Origin of the sequence: Williamsia sp. (genome assembly GCF_036566845.1) — a bacterium.
Taxonomy (GTDB): Bacteria; Actinomycetota; Actinomycetes; order Mycobacteriales; family Mycobacteriaceae; genus Williamsia.
Window position 1 is genome coordinate 1 of record NZ_DATCVM010000234.1, and the last position, 15,885, is coordinate 15,885.

Sequence of the window (15,885 nt, forward strand, 5' to 3'; positions counted from 1 at the left end):
GCCTGCGACAGAGCCCGGACGTCCTCTGTGAGGGTCGCCATCAGTCGGTGCATGCCCAGGCGTTCGAGGTGTTCGAGCGGAGCCGAGACCACGCCGGTGCTGAGTTTGGCTCGCAGTCGGTAGATCGCGTTCTGCGCCAGGTGGATCAGCAGTACCTGCGAGAGAAGGCCGGTGACCAGGACCACTGCCGCCGTGATGGCGAACCGGGTGATGGTGTTGTCGGGGTGGGGCTGCGGAGAGATGATGCCGTTGATCTGGGTGACCAGGTAGGCGTTGGCCGCGCCGCCGATCAGGCCGGCGATCACCGCGAAGACGATACCCTTCCACGACACCGAGATCAGAAATCTGATGAGCTGCATGATGATTGACCTTTGGGGTTCGATTGACTCGATGGCCGCGTCAGCGACGGACGATGTCGAAGAGGAGCCCCTCGAGGGTGACTCCGGGGGCAAAGGAGAAGGCAACACCGGTGGTGACCTTGTCGTCGCTGTCTGTGCGCTGCGCCATCTGCTGGAGAACGAAGATCAGCGAGACGCTGAGCATGTTCCCATAGCGCGCCAGGATGTCCCAGCTGACATCGGCGCGCTCGGGGTCGATACCGAGCGAATGCGCCGACTCGTTGATGATCTTCGGGCCACCGGGGTGGATCGCCCACAGGTCGACATCGGACTTGCCCATGCCGTGCGAACCCAGCACCCGACTGATGACCGGATCAACCCCTCGGTAGATGTATTGGGGTAGGTCCTCGGCGAGTTCGCAGGTGATGCCGTTGTCGTTGACGCCCAGCACGATCCCGTCTTCGGCGTCGTCCAGGAGATGGCTGAACGTCTCCCGGATGACGATGTTGCCGGCCGGGATCGGTTGGCGCGCTTCGCTGGCACCCACCAACACCGCACCGCACCCGTCGCCGAAGAGGCTGTGGGTGATGACCTCGTTGATGTCGCCGGCGAACACGGCATTGATCGAGGACACCTCCAGGCTGATCACCAGGGCCTTCTTGTCCGGGTTGGCGCGGGCGAAATCGCTCGCGATCCGGATACCGTTCATCGCGGCCGCGCATCCCATGAAGTTCACGACGACGCGGTTGGTGGTCCGGGGCAATCCGAGTTCCTTGATGACTGCGACATCGACGCCCGGTGCGATGAACCCGGTGCTGGTGACGAATACCAGCAGACCGACCTCCACCTGGCCCGGCACGCTGCCGAGTGCACGCCTGGCCACGTCGACGGCGAGGGGCGCGGCATGCTCGAGGTAGAGATTCATCCGTTCCCGGATGGTGCCGCGCCTCTCGCTGAAGTCGCGGAACTCGGGGTCGGTGGGGTCGATCGCCAGGTGGCGCTCATTGATCCGCGTCTTCTCGTACACCCGCCGGATGCGTTCCTGCTGAACCGGATCGGTGAAGAGCGCGGCCACCTCCTCGGCGGCGTCGGACTGGGAGAAGACCTGCTCCGGTGCTCCGGTGGCGATACCCTCGATGACCGCGACGGTAGTCGGGGGAGCCGGCGGGAAGTTCGGCCGACTGTGCGGGCGACGTCCCACAAACGTGGGGTGCGATCCGGTGATGGGCTGTTCGGGAATGACAGACATGGGAATGTTCCTTTCGGGGCAGAGCGGGGAGGGGGTGGGATGGGTTGTGGTGTTGGTGGAGAGGTGGTTACGAGCTGTGTAGTTCAGACGGTGCCGATTCCGGTGAAGCCCTTGATGGTGTAGTCGGCGCAGGTCTTCAGTGCTGCGGGTGAGAAGTGCTCTCGGAAGAAGCCCCACTGGTGTTCCTGGGCCGGACGTGACCGCGAGCCCAAGTAGACCCGGCACTGTTTCGGCAGTCTGTCGGTCACGAAGCTCTTGGCCGGCAGCCACTCGACACCGAACGCGGCTGCTTCTTCGCGGACCACGTCCTCGGTGGCGATGTTGGCAAAACCACTGCGCTGGAACGGGAGTACGTGGTGGACCCGATGTGAGCTGAGGCCGGCGGACAGGAAGCAGTCGGCGTACCGATTACCGATGACCTTGAGGTCGTAGGCCTTCTCCAATTGATCCACTGCCCAGTCGTCGGTCTCGACCTCGGGCAGGTCGTGGGCGTCGACGTCGAAGTCGTGGCTGGCCACCACCAGGAAGGTGCTGAACCACAGGACCGCCACGAACTGTGCCAGCCAGGCCCAGAAGTCCCCCATCACAATGAATATCGCGAGTTCGGAGATCAGCAGGGTACGCAGTCCGAAGGCACCGATGAAGTGGGGCAGTCCACCGCGCAACGATCCGTACATGTCCGAGACCCCGACCTGCCGTGTGAGCTTGCAGATCTCGAGCAGCCGGATCACCATGCCGGTGGTGGCGTGTCCGAACTTGTGGATGGTGTGGATCGGTATCCGGAATGCCCTTGGCAGATCCATCATGAAGGTGAAGACGTTCTTCTTGATGTCCACTTCGCTCTGTGTGTGCGGATGGTGCAGTAGCGCATGGCCATCGGCGGTGACAAACGACAGCGCGACGTAGTTGATGTCGAAGGCGCTGACCAGTGCCTTGTTCGCACCCTTCTGGGCGCGGTGTATCGCATAGTGTCCGTAGCCGGCAATTCCGCTGCGCAGCACCACCATTGCCACGACGAAGGCCGGCAACGGCATCCAGCTGGTGTTGTACAGTCGCAGTCCCTGGACCGCGAAGTACGCCAGCACCAACCCGATGACCACGAGGTTGAAGATCGTGTCCATGCGCTTGATGCGCGCTGCGAGTTCGGGTTCCCGAAGCCGACGCTTGATCCGGTGCAGCAGGTCGTTCTTGTCGTCGAAGCGGAAGTGCGGTGTGTCCCGCCAGCTGTCGAAGCCTTCCTTGAACAAGAAGTCCGGGGCGTTGGCCTTCGGGTGGATGTCTTCCACCTCGGCATCACGATCGAGTGCGTACTTCTCCAGCATCTTCTCGACCCGCTCGGGATTCTTGTGATACGAACCGATGATCGAGGTGATGTCGCGGTTCTTCGTCCGACCGATGAAGAACTCGCCGCCTGGGTGCTTGGCGATCCAGTCGGTGAGGTCATAGGCCCGACCTCGGTAGATCCAGACATTCGCCAGCCGGGGACCGCCGTCCGGGCCGGGCGCCCGGCCCAGATCGTGATCCTCTGCCGGACCCTGATCGGCACCGTCGACGTCGACCTTGATCTCCTCGTCGGTCTGCAATTCGGTCATCCGATTCCTCCGTGTCGGCTGCCGGAATCAGGTGACGGCAGCGGGTGTGGTTTGGCTATAGGAGTACGCGCAGGGCGCCGATGTTCCCAGAGGCGGAAACTGATTACGGTCAATTGAACGACTACTGCCAGGCAGTGAGTCGCTATACCGTCCCAGAGCATGTCAAAACAACCACGTCGCAACCCGCGAATCATGCGCTCGAAATCCACCCTGTTCGCGGCCGCGGTCGCGCTCTCGCTTTCCGGAGTCCTGCTGACCGCCTGTGGCGGCGGAGGCTCGAACGACGCGGATCCGACTGTGTCCCAGTCAGTTCCACCGGTACTCGAAACCTCTCGATCGACTCAGCCATCGGTCGCGGCCACCGATCCCGCGGCGGTGATGGAGCAGAGTGCCCAAACAACCCGAATGATGAACTCCGTGCACATCGCATTGGTGGTGGATGACTCGATCGAAAGTCTTCCGATCCAGAAGATCAACGGTGATGTCACCAATCAGCCGACCGTCGGAGCCCAAGGTGATGGCGAGTTCCGGATCAACAACAGTTTGTCGGCCTCCGATTTCATCGTCACCGAGGGCAACCTCTACACCCGTGGCGAAGGTGCCGACAGCTACACCAACCTCGGTCCGGCCAACCGGATCTACGACCCGGCCATCATCCTCGACAAGGACAAGGGTCTGGCCAACGTGATCTCCAAGGTCCAGAATCCGACCGTTGTCGGCACTGAGACGGTCAACGGTGTCGAGGCGATCAAGATCGAGGGCACCATCGCGAGCACCGAACTCAAGCCGATCCTGCCCGAGGTCGACAAGACCGGAGCCGAGCTGCCGATCACGCTGTGGGTCACCGCCGACGCCCCGTACAACCTGGTGCAGATGACCGTCGAGGTCTCCGGTGGCGAGGTCAACATCGTCACCTCGAAGTGGCAAGAACCGGTCACCGTCACCAGCCCCGAGTAGAATCCCCACCGGCGACACCCCACCCCACCGACGTCAGGTTTCACTGAGCGATGACCATTTCCAACCCTTCTGAGCTGCAGATATGGGTCGACGGGATTCAGGCACCTGCGGTTCCTGGCGGCACCCGGATCCAGATCGGCCGGGTGCCGGAGAACGACATCACGATCGATCACCCGCTCATCTCCCGTCGGCATGCGGTGCTGACGTGGAATGGCGGGTGGTCGATCGCCGACGCCGGGAGCACCAATGGGATCTACGCCGGTGGTCAGCGGGTGCAGTCGGTGAATCTGCGGGGCACCCAGGACGTTCGTCTCGGCGGCCCCGACGCGGGTCCGGTCCTGCGAATCCGCGTTGTCCACCCTGCTCCACCGCCGGTCCGGTCGCTGCAGAAGCCGGCCGGGGTCGACGACCGGCCGCACATGCAGGCGCTGCGGCAGAACATGTCGGCCGTGTACCAAACCGCCGGCAATCAGCCGCCACCACAGCGGCAGGCGGTCGACATCGCCAGCGGTTCGGCAGTCCGGATCGGGCGCACCCCGGACAACCACGTCGTCGTCAGCGACGTGCTGGCATCTCGTCATCACGCCCAGATGATCAGCAGCCCTGCAGGTCTGGTGATCGAGGACCTGCGCAGTGTCAACGGAACATACGTCAACGGGCGCCGGGTCACCCGGCAATCCCTCACCAACGGCGACGTGGTCACCATCGGCAACAGCGACTTCGTGGTGTCGGAGGGCCGGCTGGTCCGCGGCCAGGCCCGGTCGGTGGTCTCCGGCGGCGTGCACGTGAGCTCGGTGAGTCTGACGATCGACGGCAAACAGCTCCTCGACGACATCGACTTCACCGCCGCGCCCGGGACCCTGACCGCGATCATCGGTCCCTCGGGTGCCGGCAAATCGACTGTGTCCAAGATTGTTTCGGGCTCGCACTATCCGTCGGTCGGTACCGTGACATTCGAGGGCCACGGCGTTCACGCCGAATACGAGGCGCTCCGAACCCGTATCGGAATGGTCCCGCAGGACGACGTCCTGCACAGTCGGCTGACCCTGCGCCAGGCCCTGCGATACGCCGCCCAACTGCGGCTGCCGCCGGACATGTCGAAGTCCGACCGGGATCTCGTGATCGACGGGGTCCTCGCCGAGCTGCAGTTATCCGAGCACACCGGGACCCGCATCGACAAACTCTCCGGCGGACAACGCAAGCGGGCATCCGTGGCGATGGAGCTGCTGACCGGCCCCGCGTTGCTCATCCTCGACGAGCCGACATCCGGGCTCGACCCGGCCCTCGACCGGCAGGTGATGCAAACCCTGCGCCGCCTGGCCGATGCCGGGCGTGTGGTCATCGTGGTCACCCACTCGGTGGCCCACCTCGCCATGTGCGACCAGGTGTTGCTGCTGGCACCGGGCGGTAAGACCGCATTCTGCGGTCCACCCGGATCCGTCGAATCGGCCATGGGAACCTCCGACTGGCCGGAGATCTTCGCCTACGTGGCGGCTGCGCCCCAGGAGGCGTCGAATCGATATCGCGCCACCGTGCGGCGACGGCCACCCCCGGCACCGCCGCAACCGGGCTCCGGACGTCAGCGTCCCCGGCAGGCGAGTTCATTCCGCCAGGTCAGCACCATCGCCCGACGACAGTTCCGGCTGATCCTCGCCGACCGCGGCTATCTGGCGTTCCTGTTGCTGCTGCCGGTTGTCCTGGGGGCGCTGACCCTGGTGATCCCCGGTTCGGCCGGATTCGGTCTGAACGCACCCGGAACGACGGAGACCCTGCAGATCCTCGTGATCCTGGTGATCGGTGCGACGTTCATGGGGTCGGCCCTGACGGTCCGAGATCTGGTGGGCGAACGGTCGATCTTCGAACGTGAACGGGCCGTCGGGCTGCGGCCCGGTGCCTACCTGGCCGCGAAGGTCATCGTCTTCGCATTGTTCGCGATCATGCAGTCGGTGGTCATGCTGCTGATCTGTTACGCCGGCCGCGGCACCCCCGGCAAGGGCGTATATATGCCTGCCACAGTCGAACTCGGCATCGACCTCGCGTTGCTGACGTGTCTCGGCGCGCTCATCGGTCTGGCCATCTCGGCAAGCGTTCGCACACCGGAGCAGACGATGCCCCCGCTGGTGGTGGTGGTGATGATCCAGCTCGTGTTCTGCGGCGGGCTCTTCGCGCTGCACGGCCGAGCCGGCCTGGAGCAGATCGCCTGGCTGATCCCCTCCCGATGGGGTTATGCCGCAGCGGCATCCACCGTCGAGGTGCAGTGGACCACGCCCGGATCGGCCACCGAGGACGAACCGCTCTGGAAACACGACATGGCCACCCTCGGGATCAGCTACGCGATCCTGGGCGCGATGGCAGTAGTTCTGGTGCTGTTCATCTACAGTCGCCTGCGCCTCAAGCGCTCCTGACACCCGATCCTGGTGGGTTCTGGTGAGCGCGACCTGGGCGTTTGCTCGCCATAGCCCACCAAAATCGGGGATTATTCAGTGATCAGGGCCCACAATCCGTCACGGCCGGCCGCCGTTGCTGCGGCGGCAAGCGTGTTGTCCCAGTGATGGACGGAGCCGAACTCCGAACGCCAGGCCAGCGCAGCCTGGGTGAACTCGTGCAGACGGTGTTCACGCGTGGTGCCGATCGCGCCATGGACCTGGTGGGCGTTACGGACCACCGCCGACGCCGCGTGACCCGCGCAGGAGCGGGCCACGGCCACCAGGAACTCGAGATTGCCTGCGGTCCAATCGGTACGGATCGCTTCACCGAGTGCCCCCTCCACAGCAGCGCGGGCGAGTGAGGTCTCGGCGGCGATGTCGGCAACAAGATTCTGCACCGCCTGGAACTTCGCCAGCGAACGACCGAACTGGACCCGCTCGACGCTGTGGACGATCGCCATCTCGAGGATTCGATCGAGTGCGGCACAGACCTGCACCCCGCGTACCAGCGCGCTGCGGAGCGTCAGCTGGTCGATGATGCCGTCGGCAACGGGGGTGCCCTCGTACCCGTCGGTGTCGAACCTGACCGTGTCACGTGGCTCGCCCGCAAGGTTCGAGCCCGGGCTGATACTCAGCTCACCGACCTCGACGTCGGCGACTCGGTGGCCATCGGCAGCTCTCCACACGACGACAACGCGGTCGGCAGCCCAGGCCCAGGGCACCCCGGTCGCGACTCCGTCGTCGTCGAGACGGCACAGCGTGCGGCGCGCATCGCCGACCGGCAATCCGAGTGTTTCGAGGAGCCAGCCCGCCAGCAGATCGTGCTCGGCCAGCGGGATCCGCACACCGTGATACGCGGCGGCACGGATGAGCGCGGCGGCCTCACCCCAGCCCGCACCACTTCCACCGGTGTCCTCGCTGCCGGTCAACCGCACCAGACCCAGTTCGCCGAGCTGTTTCCACAGGTCCGGATCCCATTCTGCAACAGGTGTTTTCGGTGCGTTCTGTTCGCGATGGGTGGCGAACACCGACTCCATCATGTCGACCAATTCGCGATCCACACCGTTGGCTGCCGTCATCAGCGCATCCCCAATCCCCGCGCGATCACGCCGCGCAACACCTCGCTGGTTCCACCGCGCAGGGTGAACCCGGGGCGCTGGGACACCGCGTCGCGGACCATCTCGACATAGCCGGCGCCATCCCCCGACCGAACGGAATGGTCGAGATCGCCACCGAGGAGATCCGCGAAATCGGCGATGTCACCTTCGGTGGCTGTCCCCAGGACCTTGACGACGGCTGCTGCGGTGTCGGCCGGCTCGTGACGTTCGAGTGCGCCCGCGACCGCGGTGGACATCTGGTGCAGTCCCGCGATCCGCGCGACGTATCTGCCCAGATCCGGGTGGGCGGGCAGCGTGCCGGCGGCGGTCTGCTCCGCGACCTCGGCCAGCAGCGTGAAGGTCGACAGAAACCGTTCGGGGCCACTGCGTTCGAAGCTCAGCTCCGAGGTGACCTGATTCCAGCCGTCGCCGATGGTGCCGAACACCATCTCGTCCGGGACGAAGACGTCGTCGAGGATCACCTCGTTGAAGTGGTGCCTGCCGTTCATCCCGATGATCGGACGGACGTCGACACCGGGCCCCCTCAGATCCACGATGAACTGACTCAGCCCGGCGTGCCGGTGCGCCGGATCGACCGCCTCGGTGCGGGCCAGGCAGATGAAGGCATGAGCAAGGTGTGCCCCGGACGTCCACACCTTGGTCCCGGTGATCGTCCAGCCCCCGTCGACCGCGGTCGCCCTGGTCCGCACACTCGCCAGGTCGGAACCGGAATCGGGCTCACTCATCCCGATTCCGAAATAGCACTCGCCCCGCGCGATGACGGGGAGGTAGGTCCGCTTCTGAAACTCGGTGCCGTACTTCAGGAGCGACGGCACGATCTGCCGATCAGCGATCCAATGCGCCGCAACCGGGGCGCCCGCCGCGAGCAATTCCTCGGTGACGACAAACCTCTCGAGGTGACTGAGGCCGTGACCGCCGTACTCCTCGGGCACCGTCATCCCCAGCCAGCCGCGGTCGGCCAGCGCCCGGGTGAAATCCTCGTCCCAGTCGGTCAGCCAGCAATCGACCCGACGACGGATACGTCCGTCGGCCTGCTGCTCGGCGATGAACTGCCGGACCTCGGCGCGCAAGCCGTCGAAGGCGTGCGGATCCTCCGATACCGGAGGAACCAATCTCAGGTCCGCCATGCAGTGTGTTCCTTCCTTGACGCCCGGATGGATGCCGCTCTCGGTACAAGCGGTCATGACGTAGTTTGGCGCCATGGACGGAGTCGATGTCATTGTGTCGCACTGGGCTGTCGCTCGCCCGGAACTCGACGTCTCGGGTTTGAAAGTGTTCGGGCGCCTGCATCGCAGTTTCCTGGTCTACAAGAACCGGATTGCCGAGACGTTCGAGAAGTACGACATCACCGACTCCGGCTTCGACGTTCTCGCCTGCCTGCGCCGCGCGGTTCCCGATCACCGCTTGACCGCGGGTGAACTGGCCGAACAGACGCTCGGGGTTGCCTCCTCCGCCGATCTGGTCGATGAGATCTGCGTCGGCGGCAACTGGCTTCGCGGCTCGGAAGCTGCACTCGACACCCTCGATCCCTCCACCGGAGAGGTGTTCGCCACGCTTCACGGCGCAGACGTCGAGGGTGTCGACGTCGCCGTGCGCACCGGCCTCGAGACCGCTCACCGCAGCGGATGGTCCTCGATGTATGTCCACGAGCGCGCCGTGGATGACGATGTCGACTCACGAACCGATGGGTGTCGTCGGTGCGATCACACCCTGGAATTCCCCGATCGCTTCTGGGCGATCGAGTTGGTCGCCGATCCGGTGACACGCGAGCCGCTGGCACCCTATGGCGGCACGAGCCCGGCGATGAACGAGGTGGTCGCGGCCTGTAAGACGAACGGGCTGTTGCCTTTCGTCAGCTTCAACCGCATCCACGCGGCGCCGCCGTGCACCGTGGCCGACGATGAGGTGCGCGAAGGGCTCGCGATCCTCGACACCGCGCTGAGTATCGCCGACCGGCACGTGGTGGGTTGATAGACGCTTCGCTCGCCGCGTTAGCGTTGAGTGGTTACGCGGTCAGCGCGGTGGCGACTGCGCCACCCAATGCGACGTTGCCCCGATAGACATCGACATTGACGTCCAGGCTGCGGCCGTTGGTCGCTCGCTGGATGAAGTCGAGCAGGAACGGCGTGGTGTCGTTTCCTGCGATCGACTCCCGATCCGCTGCAGCGAGTGCCTCGTCCAGTACTGCCGCGTGCAGCTCGATGTCGAGTTGGAGATCTTCCGACACCGGGTTCGCCAGCACGATCGCTGATCCGACGTCGAGTGCATTGCGCGTCTTGACAACCCGTGCGGCCTCCTCGGGAGTGCGGACGCTGTAAGAGATCTCGAAACCAGAATCGCGCACGTAGAAACCGGGGAACTGCGTGGTTCCGTAACCGAGCACGGCGACGTTCAGGGTTTCGAGACGTTCGAGGGTCGCGCCGATGTCGAGGATCGACTTCACTCCGGCGCTGACGACGAGGATTGGCGTCTGGGCGAGTGCGACGAGATCCGCGGATTCGTCGAATGTGGTGGAGGCGCCGCGGTGCACGCCGCCGAGTCCGCCTGTGGAGAAGACTTCGATGCCGCACCGGCGTGCCAGCAATGCGGTGGCGGCGACCGTCGTTCCCCCGGAAAGCCCGAGCGCTGATGCCACCGCGAGGTCACGGATGCTGATCTTGACGTTGTCGTCGGAGGCAGCCAGCTTCTCGATCTGCCCTGCGGACAAGCCGACGGTGGGGACACCCTCGACGATGCCGATGGTGGCCGGGATCACCCCGACCTCGCGCAGCATGTGTTCGGCTTCCAGGGCGACTTCGAGATTTCGGGGCTTGGGTAACCCGTGTGTGAAGATGGTGGACTCCAGTGCCACCACCGGCTGATTGGCTGCCAATGCGGCGGACACTTCCTCGGAGACTGCTATCGGGGAGGCGTTTTCATCGAAACTCATGGGTGGGTTGTCCTTTCGGGTCGTGCCGATCTCCGGCTGTCGGAGGTGGTGTGAAAACTGAGGTGTCGGGTGGGGGTCATCGGACGACGTTGCGGAGCGCACGCCCGTCCCGCAGCCGGATGAGCTGCTCGCGAATGAGGTCTGCGTACCGGGATCGCCAGTGAACCTCGCCGCCACCGGTATGAGGGGTGAGCAGCGATCCGGGCAGCGTCCACAGTGGGTGGCCCGGGGGCAGCGGTTCTGGATCAGTCACGTCGAGGTAGGTGCGCAGCCGTCCTGAGGCCACCTCGGCGGTCAGCGCGGCGGTGTTCACCACCGGACCTCGCGCGACGTTGGCGACGATCGCATGATCGGGAAGTCGTTGCAGCAGTGCCGCATCGATGAGGTCGGTGGTGTCCTCGGTCAGTGGAACCGCGACGACCAGGACATCAGCGGCGGAGGTGATGGCGGCGAGTTCGCGGACGGGCACGACGCCGTCACGCTCGGTGCGGCCCACCGATACCGTCGAGCAACCGAACGCGGTGAAGAGGCTATGGATGCGCTGACCGATGTCGCCGGCTCCCACGATGACCACCCTTTTGCCGGACAGTTGCTCCACATCTTGGGGTGCCCAACTTTCCCGTTGCTGAGCGACCACGGAGTCGGGAATGCCTCGCAGGAGCGCGAGAACTCCGGTGACGGCTGCCTCCGCTGTGGACTGCCCGTGGATCGACCGGCCGTTGCACAACGCGATGGCGTCGGGGAGGGCATCGGTCCATCCGGCGTATCCGGCCGACGGGAGCTGGACGACGCGCAGTGCGGCCAGCACCGACAAGACCTGCGGGTCCGGCGGCCCGGGTGCGTACTCCGAGACCAAGAAGGTGGTGTTCTCGACTTCTTCGCTCAGGGCTTGATGCCGCCAATCCCACTCGTACACCTGTACTCCGGGCACCGGGCCTACGAGTTGGGCAAGAGCGTGGTCAGGGAACGTCGCGACTATCACCCGACGAAAATTACCACAGGGCAGAGTTATGCGCTTAACTGCATTTTGACCCCAATCACTGCATCGCGACAGGTCTGCGAACTATGCTCGGGCGGTGGGAACAGACAAGGGGGCAGATGTGCGCGTTGCCGATGGTGGGGCGGTCGATTCGGCGGGCGCTGCGGCCTCTGGTGATTCCGGTCGATCCGGCAGGTCATCGGCGCGTCTTTCGTCCGGGCCCCACAACAATGTGACCGCCAAGGATGTGGCCGCGCACGCCGGTGTATCGATTGCCACGGTGTCGCTGGTGGCCAACGGCAAGGCCGACGGTCGGGTGTCCGGTGGTACCCAGACACGTGTCGCTGCTGCGATCAAGGAACTGGGATACGTGGTCAACCCGGCTGCCCGCAGTCTGGTGACCGGCAAGCACGGCCGGATTGCCCTGCTGGCCAACGACATCACCAATCCATTCATCGCCTCGATCGCCACCGGTATCGGGGAGATTCTCGGATCCGACACCCAGCTCATCTTGTCGGCGCCCGGACACGAGGCCGCTTCTCCGAATCCGATGGCGACTGCGTCCATGGGAGTGGACGGAATGCTGATCAACCTGGCCGACATTGATCCCGAACTGGCGAACAGAGGGCGCGATGTGCCCCTGGTGATCTTGGACGAACCCCTCAGTCCGGCGCATTTCTCGCGCGCCTATTTCGACCTCAGCTCGGGAACGCGCGAACTCGCAGATCATCTGGTGTCTTTCGGCCATCGCTCGATGGCGTATCTGGACTCCAATCGATCGCGCAGTAGCTTCGACATCCGGCGAACCGAGCTGATCGCGGCATTCAAAGAGTCTGCGTCCGGCCGGACCAAGGTCGTGCGGGCGCGGGCGGGAATCGAGATCGGCGCTGCGCGTGAGGTCGTGCGCACCCACCTGGAACAGTGGATCAACCAGGGTGTATCGGTCATCGTGGCAGCCACCGACATACAGGCTTACGGTGTGCTCCGGGAGCTCGCGAACCAGGGAATCGCGGTTCCGGAGCAGATGTCGGTTGCCGGTTACGACAACAATGCTTTCTCGGAGGTGGTGTCGCCGCCACTCACCTCGGTCGATCTGCCGGCCGCTGATCTGGGCAGACAGGCGGCAACCCTGTTGGTCGAGCAGATCGCACGGGGCACCAAACCTGGTCGCACAGTTATTCTTCCGACTTCGCTGATGATCCGCTCATCGACCGGCCCGGCCGCTCGCTGAGTCCGGCAAGCCTGCCTAGGCTCTGGTACGTTAATCGCATAATCTACTAGAGCGGAACAGTTGCCAGTGAGTTCAATGGAATCCGGTGGGTTGATCGTGACCATCGGCGATCTCGTCGAAGACATCGTGGTGTGGCCACAGCGACCCATCGTGCAAGGAACCGACAACCCGTCGACGGTGACGCGGTGCCGGGGTGGCGGCGCGGCGAACGTGGCCGCGTTCGCAGCGACCCTGGGCGCCTCCCGGTTCATCGGCAGGGTCGGGGATGACGCGTCCGGACATGCCCTGACCGCTGACCTCGAAGCGCAGGGAGTGCAGGTCTGCGTGCAGAGAGAGGGACGGACGGGCACCATCGTGATCTGCGTATCCGACGATGGCGAGAGAACCATGTTCCCCGACCGCGCCGCCGCGGCAGAACTGGCGGACGTGCCGGTCGACTGGGTGGCGGGGGCCACAACGCTGCTGGTGTCGCTATATTCGTTCGGTCGTCCGGCGAGCGCAGCGGCCACTCTGTCGCTGGTGGCGGCAGCCAAGCGCGCCGGTGCCACCATCGCGGTGGATCTGTCGTCCATCGACTTGATCGCACACCTCGGCGTGGGTACGGTCGTCGACCTGCTCGGGCGCATGGGCCCGTCCGTGTGCTTCGCCAATCATGATGAGGCAAAGGTTCTTCCGAGAACCGCGGTGATAGGAATCGGTTCTCGATTCGTTGTCAAGAACGGCGCGGGGCCGGTGGTACTCCATGGTCTGAACGGAAGCCGAATGCTTGTGTCTGTCGATCCGGTCGACGACGTTCAAGACACCACCGGCGCCGGGGATGCCTTCGCGGCTGGGTTCCTGTTCGCCGACCAGCAGGGTATGTCCCCGTTCGATGCGGCGACCTTCGGAAACAAGCTGGCAGCCCGCGTGCTGCAGAGTCCGGGTGCCACGCTTCGGACCGCAGTGCCGCTCGACGTTCTGCCCGGCTGACAACCCCTCATCGATCGTCGCTCGTAATGCGACTCGAACAAAGAAAGCGCACCATGCCCATCAGCGTCATTCTCGACTGCGATCCCGGCCACGACGACGTGCTGGCGATGCTCGTGGCTCACGGTCACCGCGACATCGACCTGATTGCCGTCACCACCGTGTGCGGCAATCAGACGGTCGACATGGTCACCGACAACGCGCTGGCCGTCGGCAGTCTCGCCGGCATGGGAGAGGTCATGTTCGCGCGCGGCGCGGACCGGCCACTGGCACGCGAGCACCGCCCCGCTGCCGACATCCACGGCGAGACAGGGATGGACGGACCTGCGCGACCTGCGAACACCTTGATCCTCGACCCGCGGCCTGCGCCGCAGTTGATCGTCGACGAGATCATGTCTCGACCCGCGGGATCGGTGACCATCGTGGCCACCGCACCACTCACGAACCTGGCGCTGGCGTTGGCCATCGAACCGCGCATCGCCGAACGTGCGGACGTGGCGATCATGGGCGGAGCCATCGAGAACGGGAACGTCACCGCCTCGGCGGAGTTCAACATTCTGGTCGACCCGGAAGCCGCCCACATCGTATTCGCGGCACCGTGGCGTGTGACCATGATGGGGTTGGAGGTGACGCACCTGGCCCTGGCTTCCGCTGAGGTCCGGAATCGATTGCGTAGCATCGGAACTCCGGTCGCCGCGTTCGCGGATGAATTGCTGCAGTTTTTCGGAGAACGGTATGCCGAGGTCCAAGACTTCGCAGAACCGCCCGTGCACGATCTGTGCCCGCTGGTCTACCTGATCGCGCCCGAGGTGTTCGAGGTGCGCGACGTCGACATCGACGTCGAGATCGCCGGCGAGTTGACGCTGGGCAGGACCGTGGTGGATCTACGTCCGCAGGCCACCGCCGGCCGACACCGGGTGGGCGTCGACATGAACGTTGCTCGTTTCTGGGACATCGTGATCGAGTCGATCGCGGCGATCGGCGCCACCTCTGCGGTCCACTGACTCCGGCGCAGCACCCGAAGAAGCGCGAATGCGCCCGGCCATGGTCGGGCGCATTCGCGTTCCCTGCGTTCGCCAGTCAGGGCGCCGTCGCAGCCAGATCAGGCTGTTCGGCGATGATCCGCTCGTACAGAGCGGAGAAGCAGAGCTCGGCGTACTCGACTGTGTGTTGACCTGCCGTGAGTTCTGCGGTGACAGCCGGGATCTCGCAGGGTTCGCCGGCCGCGCGGGCCATCAACTCCGACTGGAAGCTTCGTTCCATCGACACGAACCACCACACAGCGGCTTCGAGGGAGTCCGCAGCAGTGAGGTGTCCGTGATTGGCGAGGATCAGTGCTCGTCCGGTGCCCAGACACTTGGCGATTCGGTCGCCGTAGTCGCGATCGAGTACCACGCCGCCGAACTCGTCGAATCGCGAGTGCCGGCCGTAGAACGCGCAGGAGTCCTGCGTCAGCGGTGCGAGGAGTCGGTTCAGTGAGGCAAAGGTTTTGCCGTGCAACCCATGTGCGTGCGCGGCGCCGTTGACCTCGGGCCGCGCCTGATGAATGGCCGCGTGGATCCAGAAGGCGGCCTTGTTGACCTGACCGGAACCTTCGACGACGTTGCCGTCTTCGTCGACACGGACCATGTCGTCCGGCAGGAGGCTGCCGAAGTAGCGACCGAACGGCGCCACCCAGAACGTGTTCGGGTGTTCGGGGTCTCGGACGGTGATGTGCCCGGCGGCACCCTCGTCGAAGCCGAAACGCGCGAAGATTCGGTAGGAGGCGGCCAGGCGGTGTTTGGCGACCGCGCGATCGTGTGCGAAGTCGGACAGCGGGACGTTGACGTCGAGGGTCACAGTGTTCTCCATGGATCGGGTGTTCAACAGAAACGCGGATGCTGCCGCCGCGTCGGCAAAAGTACAGGTTATTCGTTTGATCTTTCCCGGGGAGCGGGTGACCACCACTGAAGGATAGCGTGCTGCGCCGGGGCGGGTCAGGACCGTGGGGTTTCCGAAGTGGTCTGACTTGTCGCCCCAAGTTCGACGAAAGACATTGTGGGAAGGCAACTTACCGAAAAATACAAGATGCTGTTTCGCCGAAGTAACCACTAGGTTGTC

General features: G+C 64.7%; 13 protein-coding genes and 2 pseudogenes. 7 read left to right on the forward strand and 8 right to left on the reverse strand.

Annotation, left to right across the window (positions count from 1 at the left end):
* The 3 genes from VIQ49_RS22010 to VIQ49_RS22020 all read right to left on the reverse strand — a co-directional run.
* The coding region (locus tag VIQ49_RS22010) for an ABC transporter transmembrane domain-containing protein (RefSeq protein ID WP_331888662.1) at positions 1-359 on the reverse strand (359 nt) is incomplete at its 3' end.
* A gap of 40 nt (positions 360-399) precedes the next feature.
* Complete coding sequence (locus VIQ49_RS22015; protein ID WP_331888664.1) at positions 400-1,587, reverse strand: type III polyketide synthase; 1,188 nt, start codon at positions 1,585-1,587, stop codon at positions 400-402.
* An 83-nt stretch (positions 1,588-1,670) separates the two neighbouring features.
* The gene (locus VIQ49_RS22020; RefSeq protein WP_331888666.1) at positions 1,671-3,179 is read right to left on the reverse strand and encodes a cytochrome b5-like heme/steroid binding domain-containing protein; all 1,509 of its coding nucleotides are present in this window, start codon (positions 3,177-3,179) and stop codon (positions 1,671-1,673) included.
* Between the two features lie 159 nt (positions 3,180-3,338).
* On the opposite strand from VIQ49_RS22020, the gene VIQ49_RS22025 reads away from it, so the two are divergent.
* Positions 3,339-4,136, forward strand: a complete 798-nt coding sequence (locus VIQ49_RS22025; protein WP_331888668.1) for an LppX_LprAFG lipoprotein — start codon at positions 3,339-3,341, stop codon at positions 4,134-4,136.
* Positions 4,137-4,186: 50 nt separating this feature from the next.
* On the forward strand, positions 4,187-6,541 hold the full coding sequence (locus VIQ49_RS22030) for an FHA domain-containing protein (protein WP_331888670.1): 2,355 nt from the start codon (positions 4,187-4,189) through the stop codon (positions 6,539-6,541).
* A 71-nt stretch (positions 6,542-6,612) separates the two neighbouring features.
* On the opposite strand, the gene VIQ49_RS22035 is transcribed toward VIQ49_RS22030, so the two are convergent.
* Both VIQ49_RS22035 and VIQ49_RS22040 read right to left on the reverse strand, forming a co-directional pair.
* Positions 6,613-7,641: an acyl-CoA dehydrogenase gene (locus VIQ49_RS22035; RefSeq protein ID WP_331888672.1), complete on the reverse strand. Its 1,029-nt coding sequence runs from the start codon at positions 7,639-7,641 to the stop codon at positions 6,613-6,615.
* Complete coding sequence (locus VIQ49_RS22040) at positions 7,641-8,807, reverse strand: acyl-CoA dehydrogenase family protein (protein ID WP_331888674.1); 1,167 nt, start codon at positions 8,805-8,807, stop codon at positions 7,641-7,643. Before VIQ49_RS22040 ends, VIQ49_RS22035 begins: the two co-directional genes overlap by 1 nt.
* Before the next feature lie 73 nt (positions 8,808-8,880).
* Here VIQ49_RS22040 and VIQ49_RS22045 point away from each other — a divergent pair.
* Both VIQ49_RS22045 and VIQ49_RS22055 read left to right on the forward strand, forming a co-directional pair.
* Positions 8,881-9,117: pseudogene (locus VIQ49_RS22045) on the forward strand (MarR family transcriptional regulator); the annotation flags it as partial.
* A gap of 291 nt (positions 9,118-9,408) precedes the next feature.
* Positions 9,409-9,651 (forward strand): annotated as a pseudogene (locus VIQ49_RS22055) (aspartate aminotransferase family protein); the annotation flags it as partial.
* Between the two features lie 34 nt (positions 9,652-9,685).
* Here VIQ49_RS22055 and VIQ49_RS22060 read toward each other — a convergent pair.
* Entirely contained in the window at positions 9,686-10,609 is a 924-nt protein-coding gene (locus VIQ49_RS22060; RefSeq protein ID WP_331888676.1) for a pseudouridine-5'-phosphate glycosidase, read from the reverse strand.
* Positions 10,610-10,685: 76 nt separating this feature from the next.
* Entirely contained in the window at positions 10,686-11,591 is a 906-nt protein-coding gene (locus VIQ49_RS22065; RefSeq protein WP_331888678.1) for an NAD(P)-dependent oxidoreductase, read from the reverse strand.
* A gap of 94 nt (positions 11,592-11,685) precedes the next feature.
* Between VIQ49_RS22065 and VIQ49_RS22070 the strand changes: the two genes are divergently transcribed.
* The 3 genes from VIQ49_RS22070 (at position 11,686) to VIQ49_RS22080 (ending at position 14,789) form a co-directional block, all read left to right on the forward strand.
* A complete protein-coding gene (locus VIQ49_RS22070) occupies positions 11,686-12,819 on the forward strand; it encodes a LacI family DNA-binding transcriptional regulator (protein WP_331888680.1) in 1,134 nt (377 codons plus the stop codon).
* A gap of 75 nt (positions 12,820-12,894) precedes the next feature.
* A complete protein-coding gene (locus tag VIQ49_RS22075; protein ID WP_331888717.1) occupies positions 12,895-13,788 on the forward strand; it encodes a carbohydrate kinase family protein in 894 nt (297 codons plus the stop codon).
* A 53-nt stretch (positions 13,789-13,841) separates the two neighbouring features.
* The gene (locus VIQ49_RS22080) at positions 13,842-14,789 is read left to right on the forward strand and encodes a nucleoside hydrolase (protein ID WP_331888682.1); all 948 of its coding nucleotides are present in this window, start codon (positions 13,842-13,844) and stop codon (positions 14,787-14,789) included.
* A gap of 76 nt (positions 14,790-14,865) precedes the next feature.
* Here the strand turns inward: VIQ49_RS22080 and VIQ49_RS22085 are convergent, their stop codons facing one another.
* Complete coding sequence (locus VIQ49_RS22085; RefSeq protein WP_331888684.1) at positions 14,866-15,876, reverse strand: class II aldolase/adducin family protein; 1,011 nt, start codon at positions 15,874-15,876, stop codon at positions 14,866-14,868.
* Positions 15,877-15,885 lie beyond the last annotated feature (9 nt).